At 37.4% G+C, this 16,722-nt stretch carries 22 protein-coding genes and 1 pseudogene; all 23 read left to right on the top strand.

The window, feature by feature from the left end; all coding sequences use genetic code 11:
* The first annotated feature begins 39 nt into the window (after window positions 1-39).
* On the top strand, window positions 40-510 hold the full coding sequence (locus ABIL69_10720; protein MEO0124459.1) for a hypothetical protein: 471 nt from the start codon (window positions 40-42) through the stop codon (window positions 508-510).
* A gap of 12 nt (window positions 511-522) precedes the next feature.
* Entirely contained in the window at window positions 523-813 is a 291-nt protein-coding gene (locus ABIL69_10715; protein ID MEO0124458.1) for a hypothetical protein, read from the top strand.
* A gap of 10 nt (window positions 814-823) precedes the next feature.
* Window positions 824-1,297, top strand: a pseudogene (locus ABIL69_10710) (MjaI family restriction endonuclease).
* Window positions 1,281-1,496, top strand: a complete 216-nt coding sequence (locus ABIL69_10705) for a hypothetical protein (GenBank protein ID MEO0124457.1) — start codon at window positions 1,281-1,283, stop codon at window positions 1,494-1,496. Before ABIL69_10710 ends, ABIL69_10705 begins: the two are co-directional and overlap by 17 nt.
* 34 nt (window positions 1,497-1,530) lie before the next feature.
* Window positions 1,531-2,028 carry a hypothetical protein gene (locus tag ABIL69_10700; protein MEO0124456.1) on the top strand — a complete coding sequence of 166 codons (498 nt, stop codon included), beginning with the start codon at window positions 1,531-1,533 and terminating at the stop codon, window positions 2,026-2,028.
* A 169-nt stretch (window positions 2,029-2,197) separates the two neighbouring features.
* A complete protein-coding gene (locus ABIL69_10695; protein ID MEO0124455.1) occupies window positions 2,198-3,010 on the top strand; it encodes a GNAT family N-acetyltransferase in 813 nt (270 codons plus the stop codon).
* A 698-nt stretch (window positions 3,011-3,708) separates the two neighbouring features.
* Window positions 3,709-4,125, top strand: a complete 417-nt coding sequence (locus ABIL69_10690) for a phosphate-starvation-inducible PsiE family protein (protein ID MEO0124454.1) — start codon at window positions 3,709-3,711, stop codon at window positions 4,123-4,125.
* A gap of 46 nt (window positions 4,126-4,171) precedes the next feature.
* The gene (locus tag ABIL69_10685) at window positions 4,172-5,218 is read left to right on the top strand and encodes a mechanosensitive ion channel family protein (GenBank protein MEO0124453.1); all 1,047 of its coding nucleotides are present in this window, start codon (window positions 4,172-4,174) and stop codon (window positions 5,216-5,218) included.
* A 63-nt stretch (window positions 5,219-5,281) separates the two neighbouring features.
* Window positions 5,282-5,857, top strand: a complete 576-nt coding sequence (locus ABIL69_10680; GenBank protein MEO0124452.1) for a hypothetical protein — start codon at window positions 5,282-5,284, stop codon at window positions 5,855-5,857.
* A gap of 217 nt (window positions 5,858-6,074) precedes the next feature.
* Window positions 6,075-6,830, top strand: coding sequence for a hypothetical protein (locus ABIL69_10675; GenBank protein MEO0124451.1), 756 nt, complete (start codon window positions 6,075-6,077; stop codon window positions 6,828-6,830).
* Between the two features lie 318 nt (window positions 6,831-7,148).
* A complete protein-coding gene (locus ABIL69_10670; protein MEO0124450.1) occupies window positions 7,149-8,276 on the top strand; it encodes a hypothetical protein in 1,128 nt (375 codons plus the stop codon).
* A gap of 93 nt (window positions 8,277-8,369) precedes the next feature.
* Entirely contained in the window at window positions 8,370-8,894 is a 525-nt protein-coding gene (locus ABIL69_10665) for a DUF6512 family protein (GenBank protein ID MEO0124449.1), read from the top strand.
* A 6-nt stretch (window positions 8,895-8,900) separates the two neighbouring features.
* Entirely contained in the window at window positions 8,901-9,455 is a 555-nt protein-coding gene (locus ABIL69_10660) for a TMEM165/GDT1 family protein (protein ID MEO0124448.1), read from the top strand.
* 277 nt (window positions 9,456-9,732) lie between these two features.
* Complete coding sequence (gene cutA, locus ABIL69_10655) at window positions 9,733-10,062, top strand: divalent-cation tolerance protein CutA (protein MEO0124447.1); 330 nt, start codon at window positions 9,733-9,735, stop codon at window positions 10,060-10,062.
* Between the two features lie 294 nt (window positions 10,063-10,356).
* Entirely contained in the window at window positions 10,357-10,944 is a 588-nt protein-coding gene (gene udg, locus ABIL69_10650) for a type-4 uracil-DNA glycosylase (GenBank protein MEO0124446.1), read from the top strand.
* Complete coding sequence (gene uvsE, locus ABIL69_10645; protein MEO0124445.1) at window positions 10,941-11,828, top strand: UV DNA damage repair endonuclease UvsE; 888 nt, start codon at window positions 10,941-10,943, stop codon at window positions 11,826-11,828. Before udg ends, uvsE begins: the two co-directional genes overlap by 4 nt.
* Window positions 11,825-12,913 (top strand): sialidase family protein, encoded by a 1,089-nt coding sequence (locus ABIL69_10640; protein ID MEO0124444.1) that lies wholly within the window; start codon window positions 11,825-11,827, stop codon window positions 12,911-12,913. Before uvsE ends, ABIL69_10640 begins: the two co-directional genes overlap by 4 nt.
* Window positions 12,914-12,966: 53 nt before the next feature.
* Window positions 12,967-13,272, top strand: a complete 306-nt coding sequence (locus ABIL69_10635; protein MEO0124443.1) for a hypothetical protein — start codon at window positions 12,967-12,969, stop codon at window positions 13,270-13,272.
* 21 nt (window positions 13,273-13,293) lie between these two features.
* The gene (locus tag ABIL69_10630) at window positions 13,294-14,310 is read left to right on the top strand and encodes a hypothetical protein (GenBank protein ID MEO0124442.1); all 1,017 of its coding nucleotides are present in this window, start codon (window positions 13,294-13,296) and stop codon (window positions 14,308-14,310) included.
* 285 nt (window positions 14,311-14,595) lie between these two features.
* Entirely contained in the window at window positions 14,596-15,387 is a 792-nt protein-coding gene (locus ABIL69_10625; GenBank protein MEO0124441.1) for an enoyl-CoA hydratase/isomerase family protein, read from the top strand.
* Window positions 15,369-15,614 carry a hypothetical protein gene (locus ABIL69_10620; GenBank protein MEO0124440.1) on the top strand — a complete coding sequence of 82 codons (246 nt, stop codon included), beginning with the start codon at window positions 15,369-15,371 and terminating at the stop codon, window positions 15,612-15,614. The genes ABIL69_10625 and ABIL69_10620 overlap by 19 nt, the downstream gene beginning before the upstream one ends.
* Window positions 15,608-16,168 (top strand): hypothetical protein, encoded by a 561-nt coding sequence (locus tag ABIL69_10615; GenBank protein MEO0124439.1) that lies wholly within the window; start codon window positions 15,608-15,610, stop codon window positions 16,166-16,168. Before ABIL69_10620 ends, ABIL69_10615 begins: the two co-directional genes overlap by 7 nt.
* Window positions 16,161-16,722, top strand: a 562-nt coding sequence (locus ABIL69_10610; GenBank protein ID MEO0124438.1) for a biotin carboxylase N-terminal domain-containing protein, incomplete at its 3' end; no start/stop codon positions are given. The genes ABIL69_10615 and ABIL69_10610, both read left to right, overlap by 8 nt.

Here is a 16,722-nt window from a genome sequence, read left to right as displayed (position 1 = left end):
GCAAAATATTTTGAATTGCTATGAGAAAAGCAACGTGGGATGATAAGATTGACTGAGTATGGCAAACGGTTTAGGGAAGGTTATAACGCGGAAATAATTCAATCGAGGGCAACTATGCCGGATTTAAGCACTGAACAAAAAAGAGTTTTGTTGGAAGTTTTAACGAATGGGAATTTTACCAAAAGTAAAGTAAATATCTACTATTTTCTTCGATTTGTACATCTTACAAACGGTGATTGGCTACCCAAATCCAACACACCTGAAGATGCAGAAAAACTGAAATTCGTTAATTTTTTATTTGGCACAAATTACAGATGGACTACTATAAGAGAATTACTTTCATTTACTTGTAATCAGTGTGAAGAGCTTGAATTGGTAGAAAGAGTAAGGTTTTCTAGGTCTTTGTATGATAGGGTTGTTTTAACAACTTTGGGTTCGAGGGTTTTAGGCTACTTAGAGTTATATTTACATCTAAGAAGAGAACAAATGCAAATACCTTTGCAGGTTTGAGAGGTGGTTTAAATGGAAGAATATATGCATTTTCTAGAAAAATTTCCAAAAGATCGTAATGGATTATATATTGTATATGAGCTTTACACTTTTGATAATCTCTTTCGGTTGCTTTTGAAAAACAATTTTGACCATGAAGAAGCTCTCTGTTTTATTCTTAGTAATTGCTCGTTAAGTGCTCTTGTTTTTCAAGAAGGAATTCACAACAAAAGATATAAAAAACTTTCAGCAGAGGATGCGTTACCTGCCGATTTGGCTACTCATAAAGCTCGGTTAATTTATGATTTGATAAATATGAGATAACTATGCACAGGGAACACAGCCGAAAGTTGTAGGTCAAACGAGTGAGCTCATTCAGGAATTTGAAGGTAAGACATTATCTGAATGGGAAGAGTGGTATTTGAAGAAAAAGCCCGATGCAATCAAAAATGCTACCGAGAAAATACTACAGAAGTTGAGAGAATTGAAGAATGCAATAAATAAGATTGACAGAGGCACAGTTGAGCGATGGGTAAGAGATCTGGTGATTGTGAAGACCTTTGCAGGACTAAGGTTCCAGGAAGTGATACTTAAAAAAGGTGCTGAGTTAAAGGGAAAAAAGTATCGGCTATCAGAGCCTGAAGAAGAATCAAAAGGAATTGATGGCTATATCGGAGACATTCCAATATCTATAAAACCCCATACCTATGAGGCGAAAGCAGCATTACCAGAACACATAGATGTCAAAATCGTCTATTATGGAAAAATTGATGATGGAATTGAGGTGGATTATGGAGAAATATTGTAATTATCAGTCACCGCATCGCTTAACACAGCATAAAAGAGCCTGCCCTGACGAAAATCAGGGTTTGTGCCTTACCTGTCTGTGTGTAACGCACAAGCAGGCGGCACTCACCCAAATTTTTGCTGCGCAAAAAACTTCTTTTATGCTGGAGGCGTTATTTGAAATTCCAAATCATGTCTCTGGAAGGGCAGACAGTATTTAAAGACTCAAAATAATTTCAAATAGGAAGGTGAACTATGGCATACAAACGCAAATCGTGGAAGGAAAAGTTAGAGGATCGCAAAAATTTTCCAAAGGTTATTTCATTTACTTCCCAAATGCCCTGTGGCAAGGCGCTGGCAAAATGGGGCGCAAAACCCGGGGATTCGGTTGTGCTTGCCCCACATATTGAAGTGGATGAAATTATGAAAATAGTTCCCAAAGGTAAATTGATTACCATTAAAGAAATTTGTGAAGAACTTGCTGAAAAATACAAAACTAAATATTGTTGTTCCCTGATAGCAGGAATCAGTATTATGACCGCAGCAAATGCGGCAGAAGAAGCGAGAATGAAAGGTGAGAAGAATATCACTCCTTACTGGCGCACACTTAAAGTTGGTGGAGTGCTGAATGAAAAATTTCCGGGTGGGGCAGAGAGACAAAAGGAACTTCTGGAAAAAGAAGGGCATAAGGTAGAAAAGAGAGGCAAAAAATATGTTGTGGTTGACTTTGAAAAATGCCTGACGAGGTTATAGAGGGAATTTTTGTATCTGAAAAATGTAGTGGTCGAGCTTGCTCGACATTTGCAGAGTAAACTCTGCCACTACCTACAGCTTTTGCAGACCAAGGTCTGCCACTACAATTTTATTAAAAGTCAACTCTTTATTAATACCAAGCATCATTAGAAATTAAATGGAGGGATTTATGCCTGAGATTATTATCAAAGATGTTAGTTTAGAAAATATCCTTGACCTCTGTCTGGTCTGTGTTCCTCAGGATAAGAGAGATGACCCGGACTGGCAGAAAGGTATAGATGAAAAGAAAATTTGGGCTCTTGATATGCTCAAGAAATGGGGCGTAATTGGCAAAGTTGGATATATTGATGGTGTTCCTGCAGGTATGATACAATATAGACCATCACCAGATGAGGAAGTTGTTTGGATTGACTGCATATATATTCACGAGAAGAAATACTGGCGGAAAGGCATTGGTAAAAATTTGCTTTCAAGTTTAATAGAAGATATGAAAAAACCGCAAAAATGGTTTAATGATAGACCTGCTCAGGCGCTGGTTGTGAGTCCATTCCCCGGTCATTCAGAAGGGCAGTTATCAGCAAAAGAGTTCTTCACAAAATATGGCTTTAAGCGGGTTGGCGAAAGTCAAGGTCTGTTATATTATCCATTAAAGAAAGATTTTGTATATCAACCGGCTGAGAAAGAATCACCTAAATATAATCCGCAGGCAGAAGATAAAGGCAAGGTTTTGATCTTCTGCGGACCAAACAAATGTCCTGCTGCATATCCATTTTTCTTAAAGAGAATGGAAAAATACATAAGAGAAGTTGATGATAAAATATCTATTTACTACATTGATATTTCAAAAGAGCCCGAGGAAGCAAAAAAGCGAAATGTCGGTTATGGGGACTGTATTGTGAATGGAAGACTTATTGGTGCCTTCGTCCTTGATAAACAGGGATTCCAGAATGAAGTGAGAGAGTTAATGTCGGAAAAAAATTAAAGAATTCCAGAGCCCAAATGTGGAATTCCAATTATTAAAAGCCTTAGGATAAAGAGATTGCTGAAAAAGTGCGAACCAGCGTCCATTGTCATGCTGAATTTATTTCAGCATCTCGGAAAATCAATACTTTTTTAGACCCTGAAATAAGTTCAGGGTGACAGGAAAACCTACGATAATATAGTATGTAGGGCAAACCTTTAGATTTGCGGAAATGGATCGATACAAATTCTAAATCTGAAGCACGAAATTCTAAACAAAATCCAATTTTGAAATCCCAATATCTCAAACAATGTTTGGAATTCTGGGTAGTTAGAATTTGTGTAGCATTTAGATATTCGGATTTCGGACAAATGAAATACGAAGATTTGTCTGAGTTTCTGTTTTTGACTCTCTTGATTAAACGTCATTTTCGGGTATAATTAATTATATGACAAAGCCAAGAAAGAAAAAAATCTGGTTAATGAAATTAAATAGGCGCGACCCAAGAAAAGAATTACAATTTGAACTGGATTTTCAAATGTCTCTTACCTCCAGCAGAGGTTTGAAATGATGTTCAGACAATCTAATATCATAAAAGAGATATTGATAAGGAATGGGTATAGAAAACCTTTTGAGATTATTGACAGAATATAAGGAGTCGATATTGTATATATATCTTTTGCAAAGATAGCGAAATAACAGTAAATTTTGGAGGTATTATGTTTGAAATTCTTAAAAAATTCAAAGATACAATGATCAAAATTCTCGCCATTATGCTGACGATAGTTTTATTGCTCGCCGTTGTTGAATTAGGTTATACGATCGTCCTTGATATTGTCACTCCGCCTGTATTTTTACTTGACATTGGCGAGTTGCTTGAACTTTTTGGGTTATTTATGCTTGTTGTCATAGGTATTGAGCTGCTTGATACTATTATGAAAACTTATACACACGAGGCGGTTGACCACGTAAAAGTAGTTATGGCTGTTGCGATAATAGCGATTTCGCGGAAAGTTATTATCCTTGACATTCAAAAATTACCACCGTTGACACTTATCGGAATAGGGATTATTATTCTTGCTATTACATTTGGATATTTTTTAATTAAAAGACAGGGACACAATGAGAATAAATAGCAAAAACGAACAATACATTGTCAATCATTGCTTGAAAGGAGATTAATTGAGGGAAGCAATAGTTAAGTATATATATCCAATAGTTATATTGATAGTTTCAATAGTTATCGGTTTTATCTGTCAGGTTGTCATATTCGGCTGGTTAAAGAGACTGGCAAAGAGGACAAAATGGCGGGGGGATGAGATAATCATCCACGCCTTGCAGGGCTGGATTATTTTCTGGTTTATTATCGCTGGTTTATCCCTTGCCATTCCTAAAATTATTATTGAACCGCAAACAATCCTCATCATCAGCAAAATATTACTCGTCGCTATGATTTTTTCAGTAACCGCAGTCATTGCAAATATCGCAGTGGGTTTTGTTGATATCTATTCTGCCGCAATAAAAGAGGCTATCCCCAAGACAACGATCCTGACTAATACTACAAGAGTATTTATCTTAATCATCGGTATACTAATTATCCTCCATTCTCTCGGCATTTCAATTGCACCAATCCTTGCGGGTCTTGGCATAGGTGGTCTTGCGGTTGCTCTTGCATTGCAGGATACTTTGAGCAATCTATTTGCGGGTTTACAGATAATTGTTTCACGACAGGTCAAGCCCGGGGACTATGTGAAATTGGCGACCGGTGAAGATGGTTATGTAGAAGATATTACCTGGCGGAATACTACCATTCGTGAATTTTCTAATAACTTAATTATTATACCTAATTCCAAACTTGCCCAGACAATAGTAAAAAATTATCATTTGCCGGAAAAAGGGATGGCGGTTCTCATGCAGGTGGGTGTGAGTTATGATAGTGATTTGGAAAAAGTAGAAAAGGTTGTAATTGATGTCGCAAAAGAAACCTTGCGTGAAGTTCCGGGTGGAGTAAAGGATTTTGAACCATTTATTCGTTATCACACCTTCGGCGAATTCAGTATTCAATTTACTGTCATACTGCGTGTAGAAGAATTTGCCAGTCAATTCATAATTAAACATGAATTTGTTAAGAGATTGCATAAACGATTTAAGGACGAAAATATAAAAATTCCATTTCCAATTCGCACTGTGTATCTTGAGAATAGGGAGAGAGAAAATCCTCACCCTTGAAGGGAGAGGATTGAGATCCTGCACCGTGGTTGATACAGGGATCAAAGTAAAGGTGAAAAAGTGATGAAATTTTGTCTTTTCTTATGCATTTTGATTGCTAGTTGTATCAATGAGTCGGACGAAGTAATTCTCCGCAGGGAATTCAATATTCCTTCTTCTGCCAAAACAATTTATTGCCACACTCATCCAGAAGAGCCTGGCTTTTTCGGTAGGGAAGGTCTGAGAATTGATATTGGATTTCAATTTAATGAACAAGATTTTCAGAAATATCTGACAGATGCACTGAAAAATGGTAAATGGCGTGAATTACCTATACCAAAAGATTTTCTAATGAAGATGCTTGGAATTGAATCTACAAAGCAGTGGATTATAAAGAGTTATAAAAATTCTGGTAAAGAATTACCTGAAGAAGGTTCAGTGTACAATCCAACAATTGAACAATTGTATGAAGATGCCCTTAAATCGCTTGATTTACCCGATACAAAAGGATTTTATCAATGTAGAACAGCAGGTGATGATATAATGCACAAACCAAAGGAGATTAAAATGACTTTAGAGAAAGACCTGATTGATTTTATGCTGGCAATATTGGATATTGAAAAAAGGCAGTTGATAATAAGAGTGAGGACAAAATATTAGTCTGAAAAAGGTATTAAAAGGCTAAAGATGGCAAAAAGGCGAAATGAATTAGAAAGCTAAAGATGGTTCAAGATGGTGAGAAAGGAAAAGTAGGGCAAGGCTTTAGCCTTACTGGCAATAATAGCAATTTGGAAAAGGCATTAACGGACTAAAGAAGGCTAAAGATGGCAAGATGGATAGAAAAGGCAAGAAGACAAAAGATAAAATAGGAGGTAAAATGAAGTATATACAATTTGCATTTTGTTTGCTTTTGATAGTGTGTCTTTCACTGGGCAATTCCCAGTCCGAAAGATTCTCTGCTGAACTGGAAGGTGGAGCGGTCTGGCAAAGCAGGAATGTTGTCCAGATACCAAATACATCTGCAGGCACAAGATTCTCGCTCGTTGAACTTGTTGGAACAGGTCCATTACCCTGGTTTCGTTTGTATTTTAAATGGAATATCGTATCAAGACATAGTCTTCACATTCTTCTTGCACCATTATCTTATACGAAAACTGGAACATTCAATACAGATATAAATTTCTGTGGTGAGACATTCCAGCAGGGCATTGCAACAGATGCGACATACAAATTCAATTCCTGGCGTATTGGATACAGTTATAATTTATGCCAGAGTGTGAAGCATAATTGTAGATGCTGGATTGGATTTACGGCGAAAATCAGGGACGCGAAGATAAAACTTGAGCAACAGGGGAGAAGTGCGGAGAAAACCGACCTTGGATTTGTGCCTTTATTACATATTGCAATGGAGAAGAAATTCACCGAAAAGTGGGGATTTGTTTTTGACCTTGAAGGGCTTGCTGGTGGACCGGGTAGGGCTTTTGATGGTGCTTTGAAAGGACGATTTTATCCCGCAAAAACCTGGAGTATTTCCTTAGGTTATAGAACTGTTGAAGGTGGCGCTGATATTACTGAGGTCTATAATTTTGCCTGGATACATTATGGTATGTTGTCTGTTCTGTATCAATTCTGATTTAGGTATTGATTTTTTTTATGAAAGGATAAAATCAATTATTTAATAATAGATGTTAGAAAATAAAGGGATGATTTGATCAATATTAGTATTTGTCATGCTGAACAATGTCATGCCGAATTTATTTCGGCATCTCATGCCATTTTCAGCATCCCGAAACAAGCTCGGGACGGCGTCTGAAAAATCATTACTTTTTGAGACCCTGAAATAAATTCAGGGTGACAAAATAGAAATTGTAATACAGCCTCTGAAGGTTTGTCCTACGTTTAATAAAAATTGGAGCGGCGTTTTGAAATAATAATAAAAAAAGGAGGAATTATGAAAACCTTATCAAAAGCAATTGTGTTTTTGGGTCTCTTTGTGTTTGTAATATGTTCGGGGAGTGATGATACAAAGACCAGCAAGACGAAGAATCCACCAAAGATGCAAAAATTTGTTACATATTCCTATAATGATCCTTTAGCAGGGATTGAAGTATTCCGTTTGCTCATTCCCGGTGACTGGAAGGCAGAAGGGGCAATAAACTGGGTAGCAGTCCCAGCCCTGCCTGCGAAGGTCAATTTTCGTTTTTATGATACCAAAAGTCGGGCTGAATTCAATCTCTTTCCAGCACAAGATTATTTCTGGACTGATAATCAGGGATTTTTGTATACGAATCCTCCTGGTTCATTACGATTTGGAACGCCTGTAGCCCAACCCATTGACTTGCACACCGCCTTCACCCGGGTTATCATTCCTAAATTCAGAGGGGGAGTCAGTGATTTAAAAATTATTGAAGAAAAAGAAGTCCCGGACCTGGCAAAACTTGCAAAGGGACCACCAGCCGAAGGTGTTACCGCACTCGCTGAAGCAGGCAAAATGAGGATTGAATACACAGAAAACGGAAAAGAGATGGAAGAGGAATTTTATGCGGCAGTCAGTCAGTTCATAATAAATTTACCGGGTAGTTATTATTCGCCAGGTTATTACATAAACTACTGGTATATTGATTTGATATTCTCATTCCGAGCAGAGAAAGGAAAACTTGATGCCCAGACAAAATTGTTTCAGACAATGCTGTATTCCTTGCAGGTCAATCCGCAATGGTATGCCAAGGTAGCAAATGTTAAGGAATATCTTGCACAACTTGTAATTCAGAATATTCAGGCAACAGGCAGAATGAGTCAGATCATTGCTCAGGCAAGCAGTGAAATGCGCGAAGACCAGCAAAGGGCATGGGAATATCGTCAGGGTGTAAATGAAAAGATTGCACAGAATTTCAGTGATTATATAAGAGGTGTTGACCAGTATTATGACCCATTTGCAGAAAAACGGGTAGAACTGCCTACTGGATATAAAAATGTATGGTCAAACAATTTAGGTGAATACATTCTAACTGACGACCCCAATTATAACCCAAATGTCGGCTCAAATTTGAACTGGCAAGAGATACATCTCGCACGGTAAAATGAGAATCTACCAAAATTCCTCTCCCTTGAAAGGAGAGGATAAAGTGCTTGCCCTGAATTCATTTCAGGGTGAGGGTGAAAGCAGGCAATAATGTTTATTCAAAAAATTCCAGTTAAAGCATTCCTTTATCTAATTATATTTTCTGCATTGCATTTCGGATATGATTTGACTGGTTGGTCTATCCTTACGCCATTCTGTGGAATTGATGAATCTATCTTTCAACATCTTAAAATGGCATTCTGGGCATATCTATTTGCCAGCTTAATAGAATACTTAGTTATTCAGAAGAGAATAAATGCGAAAGCAAGTTTCTGGTATGCGCGATTATTGTCAACAATTTTTGTGCCCTGGTTTGTTTTTCTTATATGGTATCTGGCACCGGCAATCCGGGGCAAAACGGATTCCAACACAATTGAATTGTTATGGGCAATTTTTAGTTCTTATCTATCTGGCATATTTGCTGGTATAACCGAAAAGACTGCTGAAAGATTTGAGTTCAATACTTCAATTAGGATTGTGCTCATTGTTTTGATAATAATCTCGGCTTTTCTATTCATAAGGTTTACTTATTCATTACCCTGGGTGGATATGTTTGCAAATCCAGAAGCGATTTAGACTAAAATGCTACAAGATTTCGTGATTCCGTTTCTTACAATCGGTCTTGCTGAACTGGGCGATAAAACTCAGATTGCAATTTTATGCCTTGCGACGCAGACAAGAAAGCACTTTTTGTTACTTTTAGGTGTGGTTCTCGCATTTTTTGTTACCGATGGTATTGCTGTGCTCCTCGGTAATTTTGCTACAAATGTTATGCCGGCGCATTATATCAAGATTGCTGGTGGCATTATTTTTATTATCTTCGGAGTTATAACCCTTTTGAGAAAAGAAGATGAAAAGGCAGAATGCGAATTGAAAAATCCTTTTTTGACCGGTTTTGGTGTTATCTTTGTCTCTGAATTTGGTGATAAAACTCAAATTGCTGCTGGGCTGTTTGCGACAAAGTATCATCCAATGCTGGTGCTGGCAGGTGTAGTATTTGCTCTAACAATTCTTTCATTGATGGCGATTTTCATCGGCAGATTACTTACCGAGCGTATCAACCGTAAGATCATTTCTTACATTGCAGGCGCAATCTTCATTGCAATAGGAATTTTTTACATAATTAGCGGACTATAACAGAAGTTTCTTTCAATATGGTAAATCGACAAAAATCCAAGGTGTTTTCGTACTGCAACAGCGTGTTATGAGATTATTTGCATAGTCTTTAACAAAATGTTTATGCGTTGAATAAATTATTCTGTAGTATTCAATTTTACAATTCCACAATTGTGGAATCGTGAAATGGATAGAGGATACAATTAGAAGAAAACAAGGGTGCAAAAATTAATGTGGCGGTCGCATTTATGCGACGAAATGATAGCGGATAGGAATGTTTGAGAAGTGAGGTGATACGATGAAACAAAAAAATGGCTATATTCAAATTTTTACAACCGTTGAGAAAAAGGAAGATGCGGAAAGGATTGCGAAAGTAGTTGTAGAAAAGCGGCTTGCGGGTTGTGTTCAGATTTTGGGACCGATAAAAAGCACTTACTGGTGGAAGGGTAAAATTGAAAGTGCAGAGGAATGGCTGTGTATTATAAAGAGTAAAACTAAGTTATATCCAGATCTTGAAAAAACGATTAAAGAAATACATCCTTATGAGACGCCAGAAATAATTGCGATGCCGATTATCGCAGGTTATGAAGGCTACCTGAAATGGCTTACCGCAGAATTAAAAATATAGATTCTGAAATAAATTCAGAATGACATACGATTACCCAAAACGTATGACGATTTATTATTCGGTAAAAGCAAATCCCCCTCAGTCCCCCTTTTCTAAAGGGGGAAACAGGGGGATTGCAGGAGTGGTTCCCAGCCGCGACAAAGCGGCGTTAGAAAGGGTGTAGCATCCAGATTTATGTGGACGGGAGCAATATATTTCGCCCGACTAAAGTCGGAAGCTACATAGATTTATTTTGCAAAGTAAACTTTGCCACTACAGATTTTGGTTCTTTAAAAAATAAATAAATTTTAAGCAATGGATAATCTTGATAAGGTCTCATCTGAAGTTAATGTCTGCACAAAATGTCCATTACACAGTACACGGACTAATCCGGTTGCGGGCGAAGGAAATTCGAATGCAAGGATTATGTTCATCGGTGAAGCACCGGGTGCGAATGAAGATCGGACAGGAAGACCATTCTGTGGAGATGCAGGAAGAATTCTTGATGAATTGCTTGGTATCGCAAATCTAAAACGCGAAGAAGTCTTTATTGGCAATATCTTAAAATGCCGACCCCCAAATAACCGCGACCCTAAACCTGACGAGATAAAAGCCTGCACACCATTTTTAGAGCGACAGATTGAAATTATCAAGCCAGAGATTATCTGCACACTCGGAAATTATGCCACTGCATTCATACTCGAAAAATTCGGATTAAAAGAAAAAATTCAGGGAATAAGCAGGATTCATGGAAAAATTTTTGAAGCCAACAGTTCATACGGATGGATTAAAATAATTCCAATGTATCATCCAGCAGTCGCAGTGTATAATATTAATATGAAAAAAGTTTTGGAGAGAGATTTTAAGATTTTAGAAGAGTTTAAACAAATCTTTGAAAGATGAAAGTTGGTTACCCTTGTATTAATCTATCCATTGGTTGTACGGCAAATTCTACTTTTAGATTAAAAAATTATTCAGAGAAAAATCTCATTGAGAAAATAACTAATAATCTTGATTGTCTCCAAAAAATTCTTGAATTCAATGTTAGACATAATCTTTTATTTTTTAGAATCAGTTCTGATATCGTCCCATTTGCGAGCCATCCGATAAATACATTTAAGTGGCAAAAGTATTTTGAAAAGCGTTTTGAAGAAATTGGGAAGTATATAAAAGAACACAACTTCAGAATCTCAATGCATCCCGACCAGTTTGTTTTGATTAATTCACCGGATAAAAGAATTGTGGAGAACAGTATAAAAGAATTAATCTATCATTGCGAAATACTCGATTTAATGGGGCTGAACAAGACTGCCAAAGTGCAGATTCATATCGGTGGTGTTTATAATGATAAGAAAAAATCAATTGAGCGATTTATTAATGCCTATAAACAACTACCAGCAATGGTTAAAAATAGACTGGTGATTGAAAATGATGAACGGCTATATTCACTTAGTGATTGTTTGCTTATCTCTCAAGAAACAGGTATTCCTGTTTTATTTGATTATTTCCATCACTTTTGTTTAAATAACGGTGAATCTTATCTTGAGGCACTGAAATCAGCAATAAAGACCTGGCATAAAAAAGATGGGTTGTTGATGACGGATTATAGTACTCAGAAAAGAGGGGCAAGAATAGGAACCCATACGCATCATATAAATCTTAAGGATTTTGAAAATTACATAAAAACCACACTTGAACTTGATTTTGATATAATGCTGGAGATTAAAGATAAAGAAAGAAGTGCCTTAAAGGCATTAAAGGTCATAAATAAATGGAGGACACAATGAAAATATCTAAAATTAGCATTTTTTGTTGCATTATCCTAAGCATTTTAAATTGTGAAAAAAAGGTTACCAATTGGCAGCAAATAAAAGAAAATGCTTATGTGGAATGTCATCTGCCCAATGAATTTAATACACCCCAAATGTTGAATAATAATACCATGGGTTGGGAAGACGGATTGTATGTAAGCCGTGATGGATTGCATTTGTATGCGACTTATATGCCTGCCGATTTTTTATCATTTGTCTTAAACGGTGATATTGTAGAAAACCTTGTAAAATATGACCGTGGTCCCCATTATGATATGGATTTAAAGAGTAATCCAGTCGGCAATTTTCCCTGGTATCATAGTGATATTATATATGCGACGCGGCGTACAATTAACGACGAATTTGGCGCATGGACTATTTCCAATATGAAACGGAGTATCTATAGCGAAGGCGGCTTCTGTTCAATTTTTGCTGATTCTTCAACTATTTCAATTTGTGTTTTTACCAGCAATGATGTTTATACAGCGAATACGAACATAAAGTGTATTAGAAATACCACTCCTAATCCTTCGGGAATAGGTGGTTTACTTACACCGATTGATAGTTTTGGGACACAATTCATAAATACGGCTTATACTGAGGATAATCCCCATATTGAGTTGATTGATGATACCACACTGGTTTTGTTCTTTGATAGTGAAGACCGACCGGGCGGCGAAGGCGGGCATGATATATGGTATTCAGTCAGTACGGATAATGGAATGAATTGGTCAAAACCATTGCCGGTAACTACTGTGAATACTTCTCAAAAAGAACATCAACCTCATTTATATTTTGATGGTACAGATTGGTGGCTATATTATTCAGCCGAACATACTGATGGCAAACTGGCAATATTTAGAAGAAAACAGCAGACTCCCGGATATTGGGATGGCTGGGGAACGGCAGAATTGGTTATTTCTGCAGGAAATACCGCAGGGGTTGGTGAACCGACATTAACGTTTCAAGGTGACCTTTACTTCGTTGTCGTTTATGAAAATCCTGAAGGAACAAAATATGACCGTTTTGATGCCGACGCCTGGGTTGCAACAAGGAAATAAAGTTTTTATTGACAAAACTTTATTTTTGGATAGAATAGAGCGAAAGGAGAAATATGGGTTTAAGCCTCGGATTTTATCTTAATCTTATCCTTGGTGCGAATTTTGTCATTTGTAATTATACTGCCAACCAGCAGGCGCCCTGTGTGATTTACGGGAACAATCAGTTTTATGTTTTCTGGAGTGATTTGCGGTATTATAGTTCTCTGGGTAGTTATGCCTTATATGGCGCGCGTGTTACCAACAGCGGTAGTGTTCTTGATCCCAATGGCAAGTTATTATTTAACCGCCAGGCAGCATATCCGCCGAAGGTTGCCTATGACGGAATAAATTTATTGGTTGCGCTAAGGGACAGTTGTTGAAGTGCGGGCAATATTGTCGGGGTGCGTGTCACCTCCACTTGTGATTCAATAAATTCATTTTTTATTTCTAATGCCCCGGGCGTCCAGCAATCTCCAGATATCTGTTTTGGTGGTGGATACTATTTCGTGATATGGATTGATGCACGCAATAGCTACCAAGAAGTATATGGTGCCCGTGTATCAACAACCGGGAGTGTAATGGACCCTAATGGAATTCAAATTGGAACTGGAACTCAACCTTATTTCTATTATCCATCAGTTGCTTATAATGGAACCAATTATTTCGTCATATGGTCAAGTCCTTCCTTTTCGCCCTACAAAATAATGGGCAGGTTCATAAATACGAACGGCTCTTATGGAAGTAATATATTTGATGTGTTGACATTGTCTCAATCTGCCTATACAACACGGATTGCCTGGAGTGGTTCAAATTATCTCTTATGCTGGATTGAATATCAACCAGTTGGCTATACTTATACAGTGAAAGGCTGCATGCTTTCTTCAAGTGGGACTCCGATTGGTTCAATTTTTACTATTGCTGATACTGTTGACTACAGTTCACTTGCGGTTAGACATTCGGGTGTTAACTATCTTGTAACTTTCTCAAAGATAGTGGGTTCTTATAACCAGATATGTGGACGTTTTTATAGCACTTCAGGAACTCCACTTGGACCTTACTTTAATATTTCCAATATAAACTATAATTGTTATAACTGCGACCATTATTTAGGAGCAAATAATAAGTTCCTTACCGTATGGCAGGAATACCGAACGGATTACGATATTTATGGAAATCTTGATGTAAGCGTTGGGATTGAAGAAAACGATCAGAAACTTCAAAATCATACATTAACTTCATACATCGTGGGCAATGAACTTAGAGTAGATAAAACCATTTGCGGTGCAATATATGACGCCACTGGAAAATTCATCGGTAATGTCAAAAATGGATATTTTGATTTTACCTGTTACAGTAGCGGCATCTATATTTTGCGAACCGTTGATAATCAGATTTGCAAAATCGTTAAGTTAAAATAACAGTAGAAATAAAAATACGTATTGCAAGGCTAACACCTGGTGCTGAAAGAACCATCAGTTCTTGAAGAAAGCCTCGCCCTAAATTTTCTTTATTGTTTAAATGTAGGGCAAACCTTCAGGTTTGCAATAAACTGAGATAGAAACTTAAATCAAATATATCCATCCTAAAGTATCAGGTTGAACAATGTAACTTCGGCAGAAAAACTGCTTGCAAAGGTAACAGCCGATATCAAGTTAAACAAATTCTGCTTGAATTTTTCTCGCATCTGGATATAATATATCAGAATGACAAAATTTGAGACATTAATCTTGAAAATTTCCAATAATATAGGTAATGTTATACTAAATCGGCCTGATGTCCATAACGCATTCAATGATAAAATGATTGAAGAATTGAGTATGGTTTTTGATGAGATTGAAAAGTCAAATGAAGTAAGGGTAGTTATTTTATCTGGTGAGGGAAAATCTTTCTGTGCCGGCGCAGATTTAAACTGGATGAGGAGGGTAAAGGATTATTCTTACGAAGAGAATTTAAAAGAATCTCTTGCCCTTGCAGATATGCTTTATAAAATCTATTCCTGTTCAAAACCTACGATTGCAAAAGTCCAGGGATATGCAATTGGTGGTGGAACTGGTCTCGTCGCAGTCTGCGATATTGCGGTTGCAGCTACTGATGCTAAATTCAGTTTCAGCGAAGTAAAATTGGGATTAATTCCTGCCTGTATATCTCCATATGTAGTAAAGAAGTGTGGCGAAGGAAGGTGTAGAGAGTTCTTTTTAACCGGTGAGCGGATGTCGGCGGAAAAGGCTTTAAATGCCGGGCTTGTAAATATTATAGTCCCGCCAGATTGTCTTGATAAGGCAGTTGAAGGGCTTGTAAATCAATTGCTCTCAAGTGGGCCCGAGGCAATAAAGAAATGCAAAGAACTTTTGAGAAGGGTTCCTCAGATGTCGGTTGATGAATTTAAGAAATATACCGCTGAAGTTATTGCTCAGATGCGGATTTCTGATGAGGCACAGGAAGGAATGTCCGCATTTTTAGAAAAGAGAAAACCAAAATGGATAGCAGAAGATTAAAAGACACTGATCAATTTTCTGAAGAACAGCAAATTAAGATATTCAAAAAAATACCCGGGGAAGTTAAACTTTCAATGTCTCTTGACTTAACACGGACCGCTATTGAATTGCTGAAGACGGGCATCAAACAGCGACATCCTGAGTACTCTGATGACGAGATTGAGATCGCCCTTAAACGACTTCTTTTAACTGATGAGTTATATGAAAAAGTTTATAATAAATGTTAACGAAAGAGATATTACAAAAAGTCATAGATTTATTCAAGAAATATGACATTGAATATATGATTACAGGTTCTTTTGCGAGTAATCTGCATGGAGTACCGAGGGCAACTTTTGATGCTGATGTTGTGATCAAAACTTCAGTAAATGCCCTCGGCGATTTTTTGAATGAAATAAGAAAAGAATTTTATATAGAATATGAATCGCCGCAGGAGATTCTTACCCAACAGAAAATATTTAATATAATTCACTATAAGACAGGATTCAAATTTGACATTATACCGATTAAAAATCGTAGGTACAGTGAGGTTGAGTTTGAACGAAGGCAAGAAGCAGAATTTCTGGGTTTGAGATGCTGGTTTGCGTCGCCAGAGGATACTGTCTTAACAAAACTTGAATGGGCAAAATCAGGAAATTCAGAAAGACAATTTAATGATGCGCTGGGTATTGCAAAGATTCAGAAGGAAAATTTGGATTGGGAATATTTAAATAAATGGGCATCTGAGCTGAGTGTACTTGAATTACTGAATGAAATTAAATCAGAGGTTGGAAATGTTTAAGAAAATCTTAATTGCCAATCGCGGTGAGATTGCGATAAGGGTTGCCCGAGCCTGTAGAGAAATGGGTATAAAGACTGTAGGTGTATACTCTACTGCAGACAGACAATCTCTCCATTTACAATATTGTGACGAAACAATCTGTATCGGTGAACCTGCTCCACTTGCAAGTTATTTGAATATACCGGTTATTATTGAATCAGCGAAGAAAACTGGTGCCGAGGCAATCCATCCGGGCTATGGATTTTTGGCAGAAAATCCAGCCTTTGCCAGGGCATGTGAAGATAATGGAATTGTGTTTATCGGACCATCTTCAAAGGCGCTTGCGCTTGTCGGTGATAAAGTAGCATCTCGAATCACCGCAAAGAAAATAAATGCACCGATCATTCCCGGAATGGAAGTCTCAGGTGCGGATATTGATGAACATCTAAAAATTGCCCAGCAGGTTGGTTATCCGGTGATTGTCAAAGCAGCACTCGGTGGCGGTGGAAAAGGAATGCACATTGCCCATAATGAAAAAGAATTAAAAGAGAATGTTGAGTTGAGCAAGCGTGAGG

It is taken from the genome of candidate division WOR-3 bacterium, assembly GCA_039802005.1.
In the GTDB taxonomy this organism is placed as follows: Bacteria; Hydrothermota; Tepidihabitantia; order SM23-42; family JAOAFX01; genus JAOAFX01.
This window is presented reverse-complemented; position numbering and strand designations above follow the sequence as displayed.